We start from the raw sequence: 14310 nt of genomic DNA on the forward strand, positions 1-14310 counted from the left end.
CTCTCGACGGCTACAGCGCCGGACGTCCTTAGACGCGCAACGGACCCTGTAACTCCTTGAATCTGCGCATCGATCTTTCCGAAATCGGGGACGATTTCGGGCCGATGCGCTAGTTGCCAGTTTCGCGAACGACCCGCCAGTCGGGCCGTCCGTAGCCGCGCGGCCATGGATAGACTTCGCGGTCGTTGAAGTAGACCACCGCCGTGAGTTCCGGGAATTCGTCATGGCGCGATGCCACGCTTGCCGCCCAATCCGCCACATAGGAGGCATCCCCCTCGTAGCCGAGCTCTGCCACCATGATCGGCTTGCCGTAGCCCTTTACCCGCTCATAGCCGGGTGCCAGCCGTTCCGGAAACGACTGGTCTCGACCGGTGGTGCCGCGGTCGTATTCCTGATAGCCGAACACCGACAGTCCGATGACGTCCACGACATCGTCCCCGGGATAAAAGACCTCCAACCCCGGATTGCCCTTGGGCGACCACATGAATCGAGCGTCCTTCACATGCGCCCGGCACACCGTCACCATGCGCCGGTAGGCCGCCTTGAATTCCTCACCTGACCAGTGCGACCAGGAGAACTGGTTGTCCGTCTCATCCATTTCCTGGCCCCACCTGATGATTATGGGGCTTTTCAGACCGGCGGCCGTGGAACAGACCGCTGCCATGTACTCATCGCGCTCCCCGTTCAGAATGCTCCGCAAGAGCTCCCGCTCAGTGACGCGCCATTCAGGCGACCAGGACCAGGGCTCGACCGTGATCATCAGAGTGCGTCCACGTGCGCGCGCATAATCGTCGGCAAGCGCCAAGGTCGATAGTTCGACGTCTTCCCAGGGCAGGAACAGATGCTCGATCTTGGACTGCGACGGCCCGCCGAAATCGCCATGGGGATCGTAGGCCCCGAAGTCGATGGAATCTTCCGTCAGCACGGGGCGCTTCTGTGACGGCATCGCCTTGGTGGCCGAAGCCGCCTCCGCAATGCCGCGCGGCATGCTGGCCGCCAGGACGGTGCCAGACAGCAGCAGGCCCATGCATGAAAGGGTGATAGCCTTTATCCTGTTGTTCATTGCACACCTCCAACCTGGTCCGCCTCGGGTCGCGGACGAATGCTGTTTTCTCCCGAAATCTGAATGATGGGGAGCCTCGCGCTGACCAGATCCTTTTTTACGAGCCGAAAGAACTCGTCGTCGGCCACCGGCCGGGCGTGTTTGAAAATGTACCAGTCACCGGCGGGCTCTCGCCTCTGGTAGATGGTGCCGTCCAGCACACGGTGGCTGAAGCAGGTCTTGTCCTGGGCCGCCTCACCCTGGCTGTGCCAGGTTGCCTTGAGGCAGAGCATGCCGCTGTCCGTGACGATCCAGCGACCCTCGGCCCAGGTCGCTTTCTTGCCGTCCTGCGCCCAGGCCCTGAACAGGCGGCCTTCATCCCGCATGAAACCCGCGCCGTCCTGCCATTTCCAGCTCTTGCCGCGAAACATCATGTAAAGCTCCACCCCTGTCATCGGGCGGGCGCCGCTCGGAACGACCGCCTCCGCCGCCACAGGAGATGCAAGGAGGAAGGCAGCCGGCATGAGACAGACGGCAGCGCGCGTGGGGAGCATGCCACGTAAACCGCCGCGTCCGGCGTGCCGATTTATCGATGTTGCTGCCATCGTTCGTTCCTTAAGCCTGCCTCGTCGTCTTCCGCCGCCGTCGAAACCCAGCGGGGTCGGAAAACGATCCTGCGCAGTCTCGCACCCCCCAGCCCGGCACCGGCTACCGCATAGCGCTCTTCGAATATGCGCAGGCGCCCCGTCCCCCAGGTGAGTGCCTCAAGTCCTTCCTTTCCGTGCTCCGCGGTTGCGATCCCGGGCAAGGCGACGAGTGCTGCAAGCCCGACCGCCATGGTCGGCCGATAGAAACGCGGTGCCTTGGCGAGCGTGTTCTCCTGCGCATGGCGCGCGACGATGACGAGAAGCAGCATTGAGTAGATCGCCGCATTGAGGATCGCGAAGAGATAGAAGCCCTGGGCCTTGTCGGCATTGCTGACGATGAGGACCGGCAGCGCTGCTCCGACGGCGAGTACCACATACGGCGCCAGCACGCGCAAGGGCAGCGGATCGACTTGGGACGCCCCCTTCGGCGTGACGCGAAAATCCACGAACGATCCGGTGAGCCAGTCGCGCAGAGCCGCCGCCGTGCCGGCAAGAGCCCAGGGCCAACGGGCAAGGAGGAAAAACATGGATTCCCAGCTCAAAACCTTCGCCTCGCGGGGGCGGAAGGTGCCGCACGCCCGCCAGCGATAGGCCAGGAACACGAGGGTGATCGAAAGCGGTGCAAAATGGAGCAGGAAATCCGGATAGGTGACCGCGACGAAGGTCTCGCCGCGCGCGAGCGCGATCGTCGGCATCACATACATCGCGGCCATGAAGCAGGCGAAAAGCGGATACCAGAGCTGCGAAAAGAGGAACTGGAATTTCAGCCGCAGCGGCAGCCGAGGCACCAGACGCGGCGAATATTGCAGCAGCAGCGTGACCAGGCTGCGCGACCACTGGAACTCCTGGGTAACCAGATCGGCAAAAGTGCGCGGCCCGTCGCCGTGCGCGATGGCATCGAGCGCGTGTACGCCGCGCCAGCCGGCGGCGTTCATCATCAATGTCGTCGAATGATCCTCCGCCAGTTCGGGTCCGAGGCCGCCGATACCCTTGAGCGCCGCAGTGCGCACCGCATAGTGAGAACCGATGCAGAGCGGAGCGAGGCCGCCATTGTAGCCGGCCTGCAGCGAGCCATGCATGCTCGCTTCTGCGTAGAGCCGCCCGCGGGCCGACCAGCTCTCGGCCGCGTTCCGGTCGCAGATGCTGGGCGCGGAGACATAACCCACTTTCGGATCGGCAAAGGGCCGCAGCATCTCGCGGAGATAGCCGGGCTCGGGGACGTGATCCGCGTCGAGTTGGGCGACGAAATCATAGCGATCATAGCCGTAATGGTCGTAGAAGAACGCGAGGTTGCCTTCCTTGCAACGCGTGCGCCGCGGCCATGTGGCCCGGTGGTAATCGCTGCGTCCCCTCCGGGTGGAGACGAACACGGCGTGCCTCCGGCACCAGTCCAGCGTCGCCTCCGACGGGTCCTCGTCCGCGAGCCAGGTGTCGTGCGGCACATCCTGGGCGAGCATCGCTTTCAATGTTTCCGATACGACGGAAAAGGGCTCGGACGGTGCCTTGGTGACGACCATCGCGACACGGCTGCCTTCCGGCAGCCGCAGCGCGCCGTCCGGCTTCGCCGCACGGTAGAAGACAGCTATGAAATAGGCCGGCAGAAGGGTGACCCAGGCAAGGACCGCCGTCACGGCGATGCTGCCGAAGGCGTTCACATGGTGGCGCGGCTCCAGCCACCAGTTCCAGAAGTAAACGAGAGAGGCAATCCAGAGACCCGCTCCGGCCAGATATTCGACGCGGCGATAGCCCGTAAACAGCGGGACGAGCAGCGGTTCGCCGCCGCGCCCACTGTCCGTTCTCCCGCTGGGGCCAAGGCGGGTCATGACCGCACCTCCAGCCCGAAGAACGGCGCAGCCGTTCGCACGATCGTCTCGAGGTCTGAGAATTGCGGCAGGAAACCGAGACTGCGATGCGCAAGGCTCGCATCCGCATAGAGCACCGGCGGATCGCCGGAGCGCCGCTGGTGAAACACGACCGGAACCGCGCGGCCGGTCCGTTCGCCGATCGTGCGAAGAACCTCCTTGATCGAAAGCCCGCGGCCGGTACCGAGATTGAGCGCGAGGCTACCGCCCCCGTTTTCGAGATACCGATAGGCAAGCACATGGGCGAGCGCGAGATCTGCCACATGAACATAATCGCGTATGCATGTCCCATCGGGCGTGTCGTAGTCGTCGCCGAATACCTCCAGATGTGGGATCTTACCAGCCGCGGCCATCAGCGCCCGCGGGATGAGATGCGTCTCCGGATCGTGCCATTCGCCGAGGTCGCCTTCCGGATCGGCTCCGCAGGCGTTGAAATATCGGAGCGACACGTAGCTGAGGCCGAAGGCCGCGCCATAGTCCGCGAGCATGTGCTCGGCGATCAGCTTGGTCTTGCCGTAGGGGTTGATCGGCTGCTGCGGCGTCGCCTCGTCGATCGGCAGCACCTTCGGAATGCCATAGGTGGCGCAGCTCGACGAAAAGATGAACTTGCCGAGGCGCGTCGCCCGGCATGCGTCGAGGAGTGACAGCATGCCACGGACATTGTTGTTGTAATATTTCGCAGGGTCGGCGACGGACTCGCCGACATAGGCAGACGCCGCGAAATGAATGACGGCGATCGGTCGATATTGTTCGATGACGTCGATCAGACGGCTCGTGTCGAGAACATCCCCGTGAACGAACGGCCCCCAGCGCACCGCGGAGCGGTTACCGGTCGTCAGGTTGTCGTACACCACCGGCTCGATCCCGGCCAGGCGGAGAAACTTCGCAGTATGGCTGCCGATGTAGCCGGCACCACCCGTGACAAGGATACGCGGGGCGATCATCAGGCCGGCTCCAGGACTTGCCGCTTCGGCAGGGAAAGAAGTTCGTCGAAATAGCGGATGGTTTGGGCAAGGCCCTCCGTCAGGTCGACGGTCGGACGCCAGCCGAGCTCGCTGGTCGCCCGGGAGATGTCCGGGCGGCGCTGTCGCGGATCGTCGGCAGGCAGGGGCTGGCGGACGATCCTTGACCGAGAGCCGGTCAACTGGATCACCTGTTCCGCGAGTTCGCCGATCGTAAACTCCCCGGGATTGCCAAGATTGACCGGTCCGGTGAGCGACGATGGCGACGCCATCACCCGGACGAACCCGTCTATCAGGTCGTCGACGAAACAGAAGGAACGGGTCTGCGAACCGTCGCCATATACGGTGATGTCCTCACCCCTCAGCGCCTGGACGATGAAGTTGGACACGACGCGGCCGTCGTCCGGGCGCATCCTGGGACCGTAGGTATTGAAGATGCGAACGACTTTGATTTCGACCCCTCGCGCCTTGTGGAAGTCGAAAAACAGCGTTTCGGCGCAGCGCTTGCCCTCGTCGTAGCAAGAGCGCGGGCCAAAGGGATTGACGTTGCCCCAATAGCTTTCCACCTGCGGATGAACATGCGGATCGCCATAGACCTCGGACGTCGAGGCCTGCAGGATGCGCGCCCTGTGGCGGGCAGCAAGTTCCAGCAGGTTGAGCGACCCGATCACACAGGTCTTTGTCGTTTGAATCGGATCGGCCTGGTAGTGCGGCGGCGATGCCGGGCAGGCGAGATTGTAGATTTCGTCCACCTCGAGATCGATCGGCTCCACGATGTCGTGGGAGATGACGCGAAAGCTGTCGAAGCGCTTCAGCCAAGCGATATTGCGTCTCAACCCCGTCGAGAAGTTGTCGACGCAGACGACCTCGTGTCCGGTGCCGAGAAGCAGTTCGCAGAGATGCGACCCCAGGAAGCCGGCGCCCCCGGTAACGAGTATTTTCTTTTGTCGTTTCCGAGGGCGCCCTGAACCACCATTATCCTTCTTGGCTGGCAAAATACTACTTGCGTCGTTGCGAAAATAGTTCACCGAAAAGCCCCAGATAATATTTGATTATAAAAATAAGCATTCATCAAAATAGGAATTATATGGTGATATAAACGTACCCTTTGAAAATTAGCAATTCTGCACTTCCGCAGTACTTCGACTAAACCGTTGGTAATTGGTACACCCATTCGGGGTAGGTTGTCATTATCGCCCAATTCCGATAATTATCCCGCCGTACATTTCTGCTCAAAAAGATGTAGGCCTACCGAAAAAGGTGAGGATCGGTGCATTCCGCTAAAGTTGCACAGCGGATCCTGGCGCTCTGATATGCATAAACGACGCGAAGCGTCCGTTACGATCGAGTCCACCAGCGACATGCACTATAGCGCCGTCCGTTGGCCTGGAGATCATAATGAACCCGCTCTACACCCCAGGACGCACAAAGCACTTCGTTGGACCGGGCTCGATCTACGGGTCGATGCGCAAGTGGGTGAAAGTCTGACGCTTGTTACCCGGACCGGAATGCGATTGGGGTGGTGAGCAGCCGACCGCTGCAACCAGCAATGACGGCGATGCGGACTTTCAAGACGTTCGGATCGGCGGCTGGTCGCGACGAGTTCAACCCGCTGCGGTCCGATCAGCTCGCAATTTCCGGGACTCTCGCGCCAGGCTCGGGCAAACCACCATCACCTCTCCGGCCCCGAAGGAAGATGGCTGGTCGCGAGGTAAGAGAAACGTCAGAGGGGTCGCATGCGGCGGCCTTATGCGCCCTAAGGGCCGCTGTGGGTCGGTGCATGGCGGACGCTCCGAAGCGGCGGAGTTACTGCCGTCGGCCCGACCTGGATGCTTCGCCAGCGGATATCAACGCTTCGGCCGCGCGCCGCAGCAACGGCGTGGCCTCGCCCGATTCGAAAATTTGTGAGCTGACGAAGGCGCCATTTATGAGAACCGCGAGCTGACCCGCAAGTTCATGGGGCGCAGCCACGTCGAGACGCTCCGCGATCACTTTCAGCCGCCGCCGCATCTCGCGTTTATGGGCCTCGGCGATCTTGCGCGCGGGATGGTCTGTTTCAGGGAATTCGGCGGCGACGTTGATCTGCGGGCAGCCTCGGTAGTGCGGCCGTCCGACACGTTCGCCGATCCAGCCCAGATGAGCGTCTAACTCCGCCCTGGCGTTGTCCTGATGTTGCGCTGCCACGCTGTCCCACTGGCCCCAGAAGTCCCGGTCTTCGCGCTCCAGAAACGCGGCAACGAGATCGTCCTTTGTGCCGAAATGACGATAGAGGCTCGTCTTCGCGACGCCGGCTTTCTCGACCACCAGGTCGACACCTACCGCCCGAACGCCCTGCTTGTAGAAAAGCTCTGACGCGGTTTCCAGGATCCTGTTGCGGACGTCGGCGCCTTGGCCGGCAGGGATGGACGCGATTCTCGACATGCTTAGGCCTCCACTTTGTCCGGCAGATATAGCACGGAAGGCCTTGACGCGCTACAGACCTGTATGTACTAGTGTTTGTAACAGACAGGTCTGTAGCACGGAGGGCGGAATGTCAGAGAATGTGATGGTAGCTTCTGGGGCGGTGGCGGTATTTGGAGCAACAGGGCATACCGGCCGCTTCGTGGTCGCAGAATTGCTGCGCCGCGGGCTTCGGCCGATCGCAATCGCCCGCAGTGCCGAGGCGTTTGCAGCGGCGAACTTTCGCGAGCCGGACGTGCTCTGCTGCCCAGCGACCGTCGGCGATGAGGGGTCGCTGATGCGGGCATTGGCCGGCGCAGAGGCCGTGATCAATTGCGCAGGGCCATTTCTCGACACCGCCGACGCGCTTGCCGCTGCAGCGGTGAAATCGGGAATCCACTATGTTGATGTCAGCGCCGAGCAACCGAGCGTCAGAACGACCCTCGAGAAGTTCGATGAGCCTGCGCGCGAAGCCGGCATCGCCATCATTCCCGGTATGGGATTCTACGGCGGGTTCGCCGATCTGCTGGTCACCGCCACGTTGGGAGACTGGACGTCTGCGGACACGATTGACATCTTGATCGGCCTCGACAGTTGGCACCCGACGCGCGGCACCCGCGTTACCGGTGAACGGAACAAGGCAACGCGCATGGTTGTCTCCGAGGGCCGCCTCAGTCCCTTGGTTCTTCCGCCTGCGCAGAAGCATTGGGAATTCGGGTCCGGGCTGGGCAGTCAGATCGTCAGCGAAATGCCTTTCTCGGAGATCGTTCTGATCTCTCGGCACGTGAAGACAGCAGAGCTCCACACCTATTTGAGCGCGGTCGCTCTCAGCGACATTCGCGACAAGGCAACGCCCGCTCCGAAGGCGGCGGACCCGACCGGGCGCTCAGCGCAACAGTTCGTCGTCGAAGTTGTCGCGAGGCGCGAAGGAGCCAGCCGACGGACTGTCGCCCGGGGACAGGACATCTACGCCTTCACCGCACCGCTCGTGTGCGAGGTCGTCGAGCGTCTTCTCGGCCGGCAGTTCAGCCATGCAGGAGCACACGCGCCCAGCGAAATCCTCAACGCCGAGGAGGTGCTAACTGCGCTCCGGCCCGATCACTTGGCGTTCGAAATTGCCGCGAGGTGACCATGCCCTCCAACAAGGAGGCGTGAAATGACGTTGCGCTTCACATCTCGACGTCCGGGAAAAGGTTGCAACTACCGTTGGATCGCGAACTCGGCATTCGTAAAACGCTGTTGGGTAGAATTTTAGAAATCCAAGTAGATGAGGTCGACGTGAGTTTCCGTATCGGACGAGCCAACCGGGATCATTTTGCGGCATTACGCACGATAGAACTAGCTTCATTTGAAACGCTGCGTGCAGCCGACGCTGTTAGTGGTGAAGCGGCGCCCAGTAGCGACGGCGAGCTGCAGCAATATCTCAATGCCGGCTTCCTGTTCGCTGCATTCGATGAGCAGGCCATCCCCGTCGGTTACGGCGGAGGGTATATAGCCGACAGTTACCTGCATATTGGCGAAATAGACGTGCATCCAGGCTGGCAGAGAAGGGGCATAGGAAGGCAGATTATGAAAGCCCTGCTGGACGAAGGCCGTGCAAGAAAGCTGCAAGGTGCAACTCTAACGACCGATCGCCTAGCCCCGTTTAACGCGCCGTTCTACACGTCGCTGGGATTCCACATTGTGGAGGGAGATGCCTGTCCAGAACGCCTGAGGGCCATCCTTTCGACGGAAAAGGCTAAAGGTCTCGACCCACTTCGTCGTGTTGCCATGATGCTCGTCTTCTGGTCGCTCTTCAGACTGGGGGGCGATCGTTCCTCTGGGACCCTCTATGTCTTTGGCGAAACAGACAAGCGCTTATGGTGCCAATTCGATTTGTACCGGCCGACAAGTCGGTTTCCGCCGAACGGGGGCGAGTCCCTTCACCCCAGCGGCCTCAGTGACATTTCCGCTCCGAGCAGGAGGCGGCTCTCCATTATACGGGTGTTCCCCTCAGTATCCGGGTCGGGTTTATGTTAAGGCCGGTATCATCGACCAGCCGTCGCTGGTTCGGCCCGCCTCTCAAAGTTGGTGCCAATCCAAGGTGGATTGGTCGTCAATCGATCCGGGATTACTGTCCTATCCAAGGGCAGGACTTAAATCCAGGCGCATGACCGCTCATGGCGCACCTGTGCTGCTGACGGCGACACCTGGAAGGACCGGATTGGGCTCAATCGAGCCATTTGGTGCACCGGCGGCCAACGACGCTAGCGGGCTAATATTCCGGTCACAAGAGGGGAAGGCCGCGCTTCATTCTCCGTAGGAAGCTTCCGAGCGGCGATCTGGGTGACCGGCGGCCACACAAGATCATCCGCCACACCGAAGTTTAACCGGGATGGCTCCATCGGCTCATCAGCAGGCTTTCCGGATAGAGGTCGGTCAGCATAAGCTATGAGGTCACGCCAGGAGAAGCAGGGGCAATGAGGTGGCATGTGTGAACTCCGAAACTTCTGCGACGAGGCTGCGCTTGATCGCGCGCCCTATGTTCATCCCCGCGATGCCATTCCTGCGAAATATACCCAGCCTGGCATTTCGTCGTATTCAGAGTTTCTGAAGGCCTTTGAGGGCGGCTTTCTCTCAGAAACCGCCTTGCATCTGAACCTGCTTCCGCAGGCCTATCATGGCGATTTGGAGAACGCCGAAATCCTTCTGCTGCTCATCAATCCAGGGCTATCCGCTTGCGACTATCACATTGAGCAACACTATCCCGCTTTCCGCGATCAATTGATGGCCTCGATTCGTCAAGAACGGCGAAACCATCTGTTTCTCGATCCCAAGTGGGCTTGGTCCAGCGGCTTCGTTTGGTGGGCAAACAAGCTTCGCGACGTGGCGCGGGTCATTGCCTCTGAACGCTTCAACGGTCATTATGGCCGCGCCCTGGCCGATCTGTCGCGCCGCGTAGCGGCTTTAGAGCTTGTGCCGTATCACTCCTTCAGGTTCGGCTCGTCCAAGAAGTTCGCCTCCGCCTGTGAAGCACCTCAGTCGTCGGATTGGCCCGGTTGGTCATGTCGTGGTGCGGTCGCGCCGCACGCCAAAGCTCATCAAACTCGACGGTGATCCGATATCGATTGCACATCCACCCACTCCGAATCGCGGTCGATCCTGCCGATCCGCCAGCCGTTGTTGCCTCTATTTTCTAGATAACGATATTCCCGCACTTCAGGCGGGAACCACGACCTTGCACGACACGGGTGAGGAAGATTGAACGGCCCGTTCTCCGGGGCTGTCCGCAAAAGAGCGCGCCTGCCAAGAACATTCCAAATGTAATGAGAATAAAACATTACAAATTGAAATTTAATTTGTTGTGCACAACTGCCGGTAAGTACACAATCCTGTCACCGGGCGCGACCGACGACCGGTTCGCGGTGAGGAGATAATCACTTCAACGATGAAACCGGTGATAAGGAGGGACGATGCCTGCGATTACTAGAATCTTTAACAGATTGACATCGCGTCTTGATAAAGAACGCCAGGATTCATCCGTTATCTGGAACAGGATCGTCGAGCAAAGCAGCCTCAGGAATACCCAGGCGGTACCCGCGAATAGCCCCGTCAATTCTGCCGAGACTCAGGGTTCCAACACCGAAAACAGCCAGCCCCTAAACTATGCTGATACCTACGCGAACGGGTTCGGCCAGAGCCAGGATCTCCCTATTGTCTTGGCATATCATACGCCGCAGACTGGAGGAAACGAGCCGTTCAACGTCGTGCCGGTCTATAAAATCGCGCCGGCGCAAGAACCGGCAACCGAGCTCGACGGGAGCAATCCTGCGAATGACAGTCCGACGGGCCAGGTCACCTATAGGGCGCAGGAGAACGATTCACTCATCGAGATCGCGCGACAGCTTGGTTACGACGAGAACCTCGATCCGGAAGTGGCCGAAAAACTCGGCTTCGATCCCGACAAGGACTATGCCGAGCAATATGCGGAGCTTTTGACGCAGATCAATCCCGAGATGCGTCCCGATCCGGACGGCTTGCCGGAAACGCATGTGATCACAATGCTCAGCGACGAGCGCATGCAGGATATCCAGGGAATGTTCAGGATTCTCGATGGAGTGGACTTCGTCGATGATCTGTCGAACGCCCAGAAAAGCGAACTGCAAGGGCTTGTGGACGCCGAACTCATCTCTGCCGCCGGCATAATGGATCGTGAAGCGTTCGAAGCTGGGGTGAACGGGATCAGGGACCATTTGCAAGCCATTCTGCCGCAAGCCGAGGGCTTGTCGGACCTGATCGGTTCCCGGGCCGAGTCCTTCAGCATCAACATGAACGGACTGTTTTCCGGACTGCGGGAAAGCGGGGCGGCCGCGGTTGAAAGCGGAGACTGGAGCGCTTTTCAGGAGGATTTGGAGGATGTCCTGCGCCGCAAGATCAACCCGCCCTACCCGACTTCTTCCGATTTCGACAGCGATCAGGTCGTAAATGAGTTCATCGCGGAACTGGCTTTTTACGGCCCCATCGATCCTGGAACGCTAAAGGTGGATCAGGGATATCTGGACGCGCTGGATGCGGCAAAGCATCAGGTGATGGTCGCTGATGTTGCCGAGAGGATCACCGACGGCGACTCGCTGGACCTTCAATTGTTTGGTGTTCCCGCCGACCGGGCCGACCAGATCCTCGTCGAGCTTTCGGAGATGCCGCCGACCGGAACCTATGAGGGTGAGGACAATCCGCCGACCTCACGGCTGGCCGAGATTGTCTATCCCTTGCAGGAGACATCCGCGGACGGAGATGGGACGATCTCCGACGAAGAGGCTGAACTGCTCAGCGATTTGAACGTGGTGGCCACACAGGCCGGCGCATCCGCCGAACTCGATGAAAACGGCCGGATGCAGATTCCCGAAGGCGTCTCCCGCCTGGCGGAACTGTTGGTCGACGCCGATAGCGGCGACCTGAACCCTCAGGCGGGGACCGGCGGTGACCGCATCCTGCGATTCGGGATTGCGGAAAGCATCGGCAACGGAGACGGCCCGACCCTGGCGATTGCCATGGCCGACGTTTACGCAAAAAAAGACTGGAACGAAGCCGCCGATAACATGCTGCATATGGTCTCCGTCGGCGTCAACAAACTGACGCAGGACGCCGATCGGACCACGCAGGACTATGTCCGCCTCTACGGTGATCCACAGTATGCAGGGAGCCATCTGGAGGGGCTGGTTCCCGAGGAGGAGCGCCAGCATGCAATCGGCGTCACCGAACAAGGCAATCTCGAGGAGAACGAGGAAACCGTCAGGGATTTCGAACGCCTTTTCGCCGGCGCGGTTGCGACGAATGCAGCGCTGGAGGCCCTGCCCGAGTCGTTGCGCAACCTCGAAGGAACCGGCCTCGATGGCTATGAGCGTTTGACCGGCGAGCACGGAGACCTGAAGACAACGCTTCTGGGCGACGAGAACGACGAAAATTCAATCTCGATGATCGGGGCGTCCGGCCTGGGCCTGCCACAGGAGCCGCTTCCCACCTTGACGCTGGAGCAGGTCGAGACGAAGCTCGAAAATTCCGAACTGTTTCAGCAATATGCTTCCCTCTACGGGAATGTCTCCGACGAGGAGTTCAACACCGTATTCAACGATGTTCTGGACGTCTACGACAAGATAGAAGACCAGCTCGAAAATCCGGATGCCGACATAATCGATCTGCCTCCCGGCATGGCGGAGCTGCCGGGGCCGGTTAAAGAAATTCTGGACGGCCTGGAAGGCAAGAGCCGCGAAGAAGCCCTCGAGGCTCTGCGCGACCAACCCGTCCACGGAGCAGCGCTGCTGATGACATTGGAAGCGCTGGAAAACGGACAGCCCGATGGCCCGAGCGGCGGTTTCCTTTCGCGCGAAATCAAGAATTCGAGCCTGCAGGTTTCAACGGCTTTGGTAAACCCGTCGCCCATTGCGGAAAACATCGCCAATCGCTGGAACACCGCGGCAGGAGGCCAGACCTTCCAGCCGCAGGATGGTCTGCGTGGCCAGCGTGCCGCGGCGATTCCCTTCAGTTCCATCAGCGGCGCCCTGAACATCTGGGGCGTCGATGAATTCATGACCTCCGACCGTCTCGACGACAAGGCCTGGGCGGTGGTCTTCGGCACACTGGCGGGGGTCGACATGTCGCGCGTGGCGGCCGCCGGCGTCCAGAATTTCTTTATTCCACAGGGCAGACACGTCAGACCGTCAACGGGAATGGGCAGCATCTTCAACCAGGGCGGCCGTCTTGACCGGTTTACCCGCACCGGGTTCGTCAACGGCCCTGGCGCTGTCCGGTTCCTCGGAAACGCCGCTACGGCGCTGACCGGTCCGATTGCCTTCTGGACCGCAGGCACCGAATTTTCCAACGGCAATACGCTCGGCGGTGTGGTTTGGACCTCCATGGGTGCCGTCAGCACGGCTCAGGCCATCGCCATGTTTGCAGGCTCCTCCTGGGCGGGACCGTTGGGATGGATTTCAGCGGCGGTCTGGCTGGGCGGTGCAGCAATCCTGCACTGGAAGTCGAATGAGAACCAGCGCGCCTATTTCGAAGCAGACATGAAGTCCATCCTGGCTAATCTCGAACCGCCCGTGGACGAAGAGCGTGCGGCGATTCTGGCGGAAGGCAGGGATGATTTCGGCGCCTCCGATGAGGCGGTCGGCCGTCCGCTGTTCCCGCTCCTGGAGCAACTGGCCGAATATCGTGGCTATAACACGCCCGAAGAAAAGCAGGAGTTCTTCGAATACATTCTCTACAATGAAGAGGCATTGCCGAACGACATGCTGAGAGAGCTGTCCGATGCTTCGAAGAGTATCATTGTCGATCATGAATCTGACGACAACGGATACCTCGTGGGGTCACGGGCCGCCGACGAGCGGGGCTATTATCCCCAACCGCTGACGATCGAGCAGTTGAACAACTGGATAGAAGGTACGGTTCCCGAAGAACAGATGATCGGTGCCATCAATCCTGGCATCGAGCTGCCGCCGATGAGGAATTAGGTTTCGCGTGCACGCAGATCTTCACCGGAAATCCAAGCGGTTCCGGTGAAGATCTGCATCAGGTCCGATCAGGCGGCATCTCTCAGCACGCCGAGCGCGACATGCTGATCGTCCACGCGAAAGCCGGAGAGATCATGGAAGCCGCCCGATTTGACATGAAAATATATGTGCATCCGCAGCAATATTCGGCCGATACTAAAAACCGGCGGCGTGACCGTCCTTGCGCGAGGTCGAGCGCCGTTTAACGGAGGTCGTCCAAGCGCTGCCAGCGCCGGCGATCCCGCCCAGCCGTCGCCAGGCTCCCAGCCGCGCAAGAACGTACGCATGGTGATGATCGAGCATGGCGGTGGACGTCGGCTCCGGGCT

General features: G+C 60.5%; 10 protein-coding genes. 4 read left to right on the top strand and 6 right to left on the bottom strand.

From position 1 onward, the window contains the following. Nucleotides 1–109 precede the first annotated feature (109 nt). From SJ05684_RS09415 to SJ05684_RS09440, 6 genes are all read right to left on the bottom strand, one after another. Entirely contained in the window at nucleotides 110–1063 is a 954-nt protein-coding gene (locus SJ05684_RS09415; RefSeq protein WP_034850687.1) for a glycoside hydrolase family 26 protein, read from the bottom strand. Continuing rightward, nucleotides 1060–1647 carry a DUF995 domain-containing protein gene (locus tag SJ05684_RS09420; protein ID WP_034850689.1) on the bottom strand — a complete coding sequence of 196 codons (588 nt, stop codon included), beginning with the start codon at nucleotides 1645–1647 and terminating at the stop codon, nucleotides 1060–1062. Before SJ05684_RS09420 ends, SJ05684_RS09415 begins: the two co-directional genes overlap by 4 nt. Continuing rightward, nucleotides 1629–3512 (bottom strand): glycosyltransferase family 2 protein, encoded by a 1884-nt coding sequence (locus SJ05684_RS09425; protein ID WP_034850691.1) that lies wholly within the window; start codon nucleotides 3510–3512, stop codon nucleotides 1629–1631. The genes SJ05684_RS09420 and SJ05684_RS09425 overlap by 19 nt, the downstream gene beginning before the upstream one ends. After that, nucleotides 3509–4495, bottom strand: a complete 987-nt coding sequence (galE, locus tag SJ05684_RS09430) for a UDP-glucose 4-epimerase GalE (protein ID WP_034850692.1) — start codon at nucleotides 4493–4495, stop codon at nucleotides 3509–3511. The genes SJ05684_RS09425 and galE overlap by 4 nt, the downstream gene beginning before the upstream one ends. Continuing rightward, entirely contained in the window at nucleotides 4495–5508 is a 1014-nt protein-coding gene (locus SJ05684_RS09435) for a UDP-glucuronic acid decarboxylase family protein (protein WP_050979888.1), read from the bottom strand. The genes galE and SJ05684_RS09435 overlap by 1 nt, the downstream gene beginning before the upstream one ends. 811 nt (nucleotides 5509–6319) lie before the next feature. After that, nucleotides 6320–6934 carry a TetR/AcrR family transcriptional regulator gene (locus SJ05684_RS09440; protein ID WP_034850696.1) on the bottom strand — a complete coding sequence of 205 codons (615 nt, stop codon included), beginning with the start codon at nucleotides 6932–6934 and terminating at the stop codon, nucleotides 6320–6322. A 109-nt stretch (nucleotides 6935–7043) separates the two neighbouring features. On the opposite strand from SJ05684_RS09440, the gene SJ05684_RS09445 reads away from it, so the two are divergent. The 4 genes from SJ05684_RS09445 to SJ05684_RS09460 all read left to right on the top strand — a co-directional run bounded on the left by SJ05684_RS09445 (nucleotide 7044) and on the right by SJ05684_RS09460 (nucleotide 13944). Further along, nucleotides 7044–8081, top strand: coding sequence for a saccharopine dehydrogenase NADP-binding domain-containing protein (locus SJ05684_RS09445; RefSeq protein ID WP_034850699.1), 1038 nt, complete (start codon nucleotides 7044–7046; stop codon nucleotides 8079–8081). Nucleotides 8082–8158: 77 nt separating this feature from the next. After that, nucleotides 8159–8971: a GNAT family N-acetyltransferase gene (locus SJ05684_RS09450; protein ID WP_244426568.1), complete on the top strand. Its 813-nt coding sequence runs from the start codon at nucleotides 8159–8161 to the stop codon at nucleotides 8969–8971. 450 nt (nucleotides 8972–9421) lie between these two features. Beyond that, entirely contained in the window at nucleotides 9422–10048 is a 627-nt protein-coding gene (locus SJ05684_RS29580; protein WP_034850702.1) for a hypothetical protein, read from the top strand. A 602-nt stretch (nucleotides 10049–10650) separates the two neighbouring features. After that, nucleotides 10651–13944, top strand: a complete 3294-nt coding sequence (locus tag SJ05684_RS09460) for a hypothetical protein (RefSeq protein ID WP_157211933.1) — start codon at nucleotides 10651–10653, stop codon at nucleotides 13942–13944. Nucleotides 13945–14310: the final 366 nt, after the last annotated feature.

It is taken from the genome of Sinorhizobium sojae CCBAU 05684 (genome assembly GCF_002288525.1).
Lineage (GTDB): Bacteria > Pseudomonadota > Alphaproteobacteria > Rhizobiales > Rhizobiaceae > Sinorhizobium > Sinorhizobium sojae.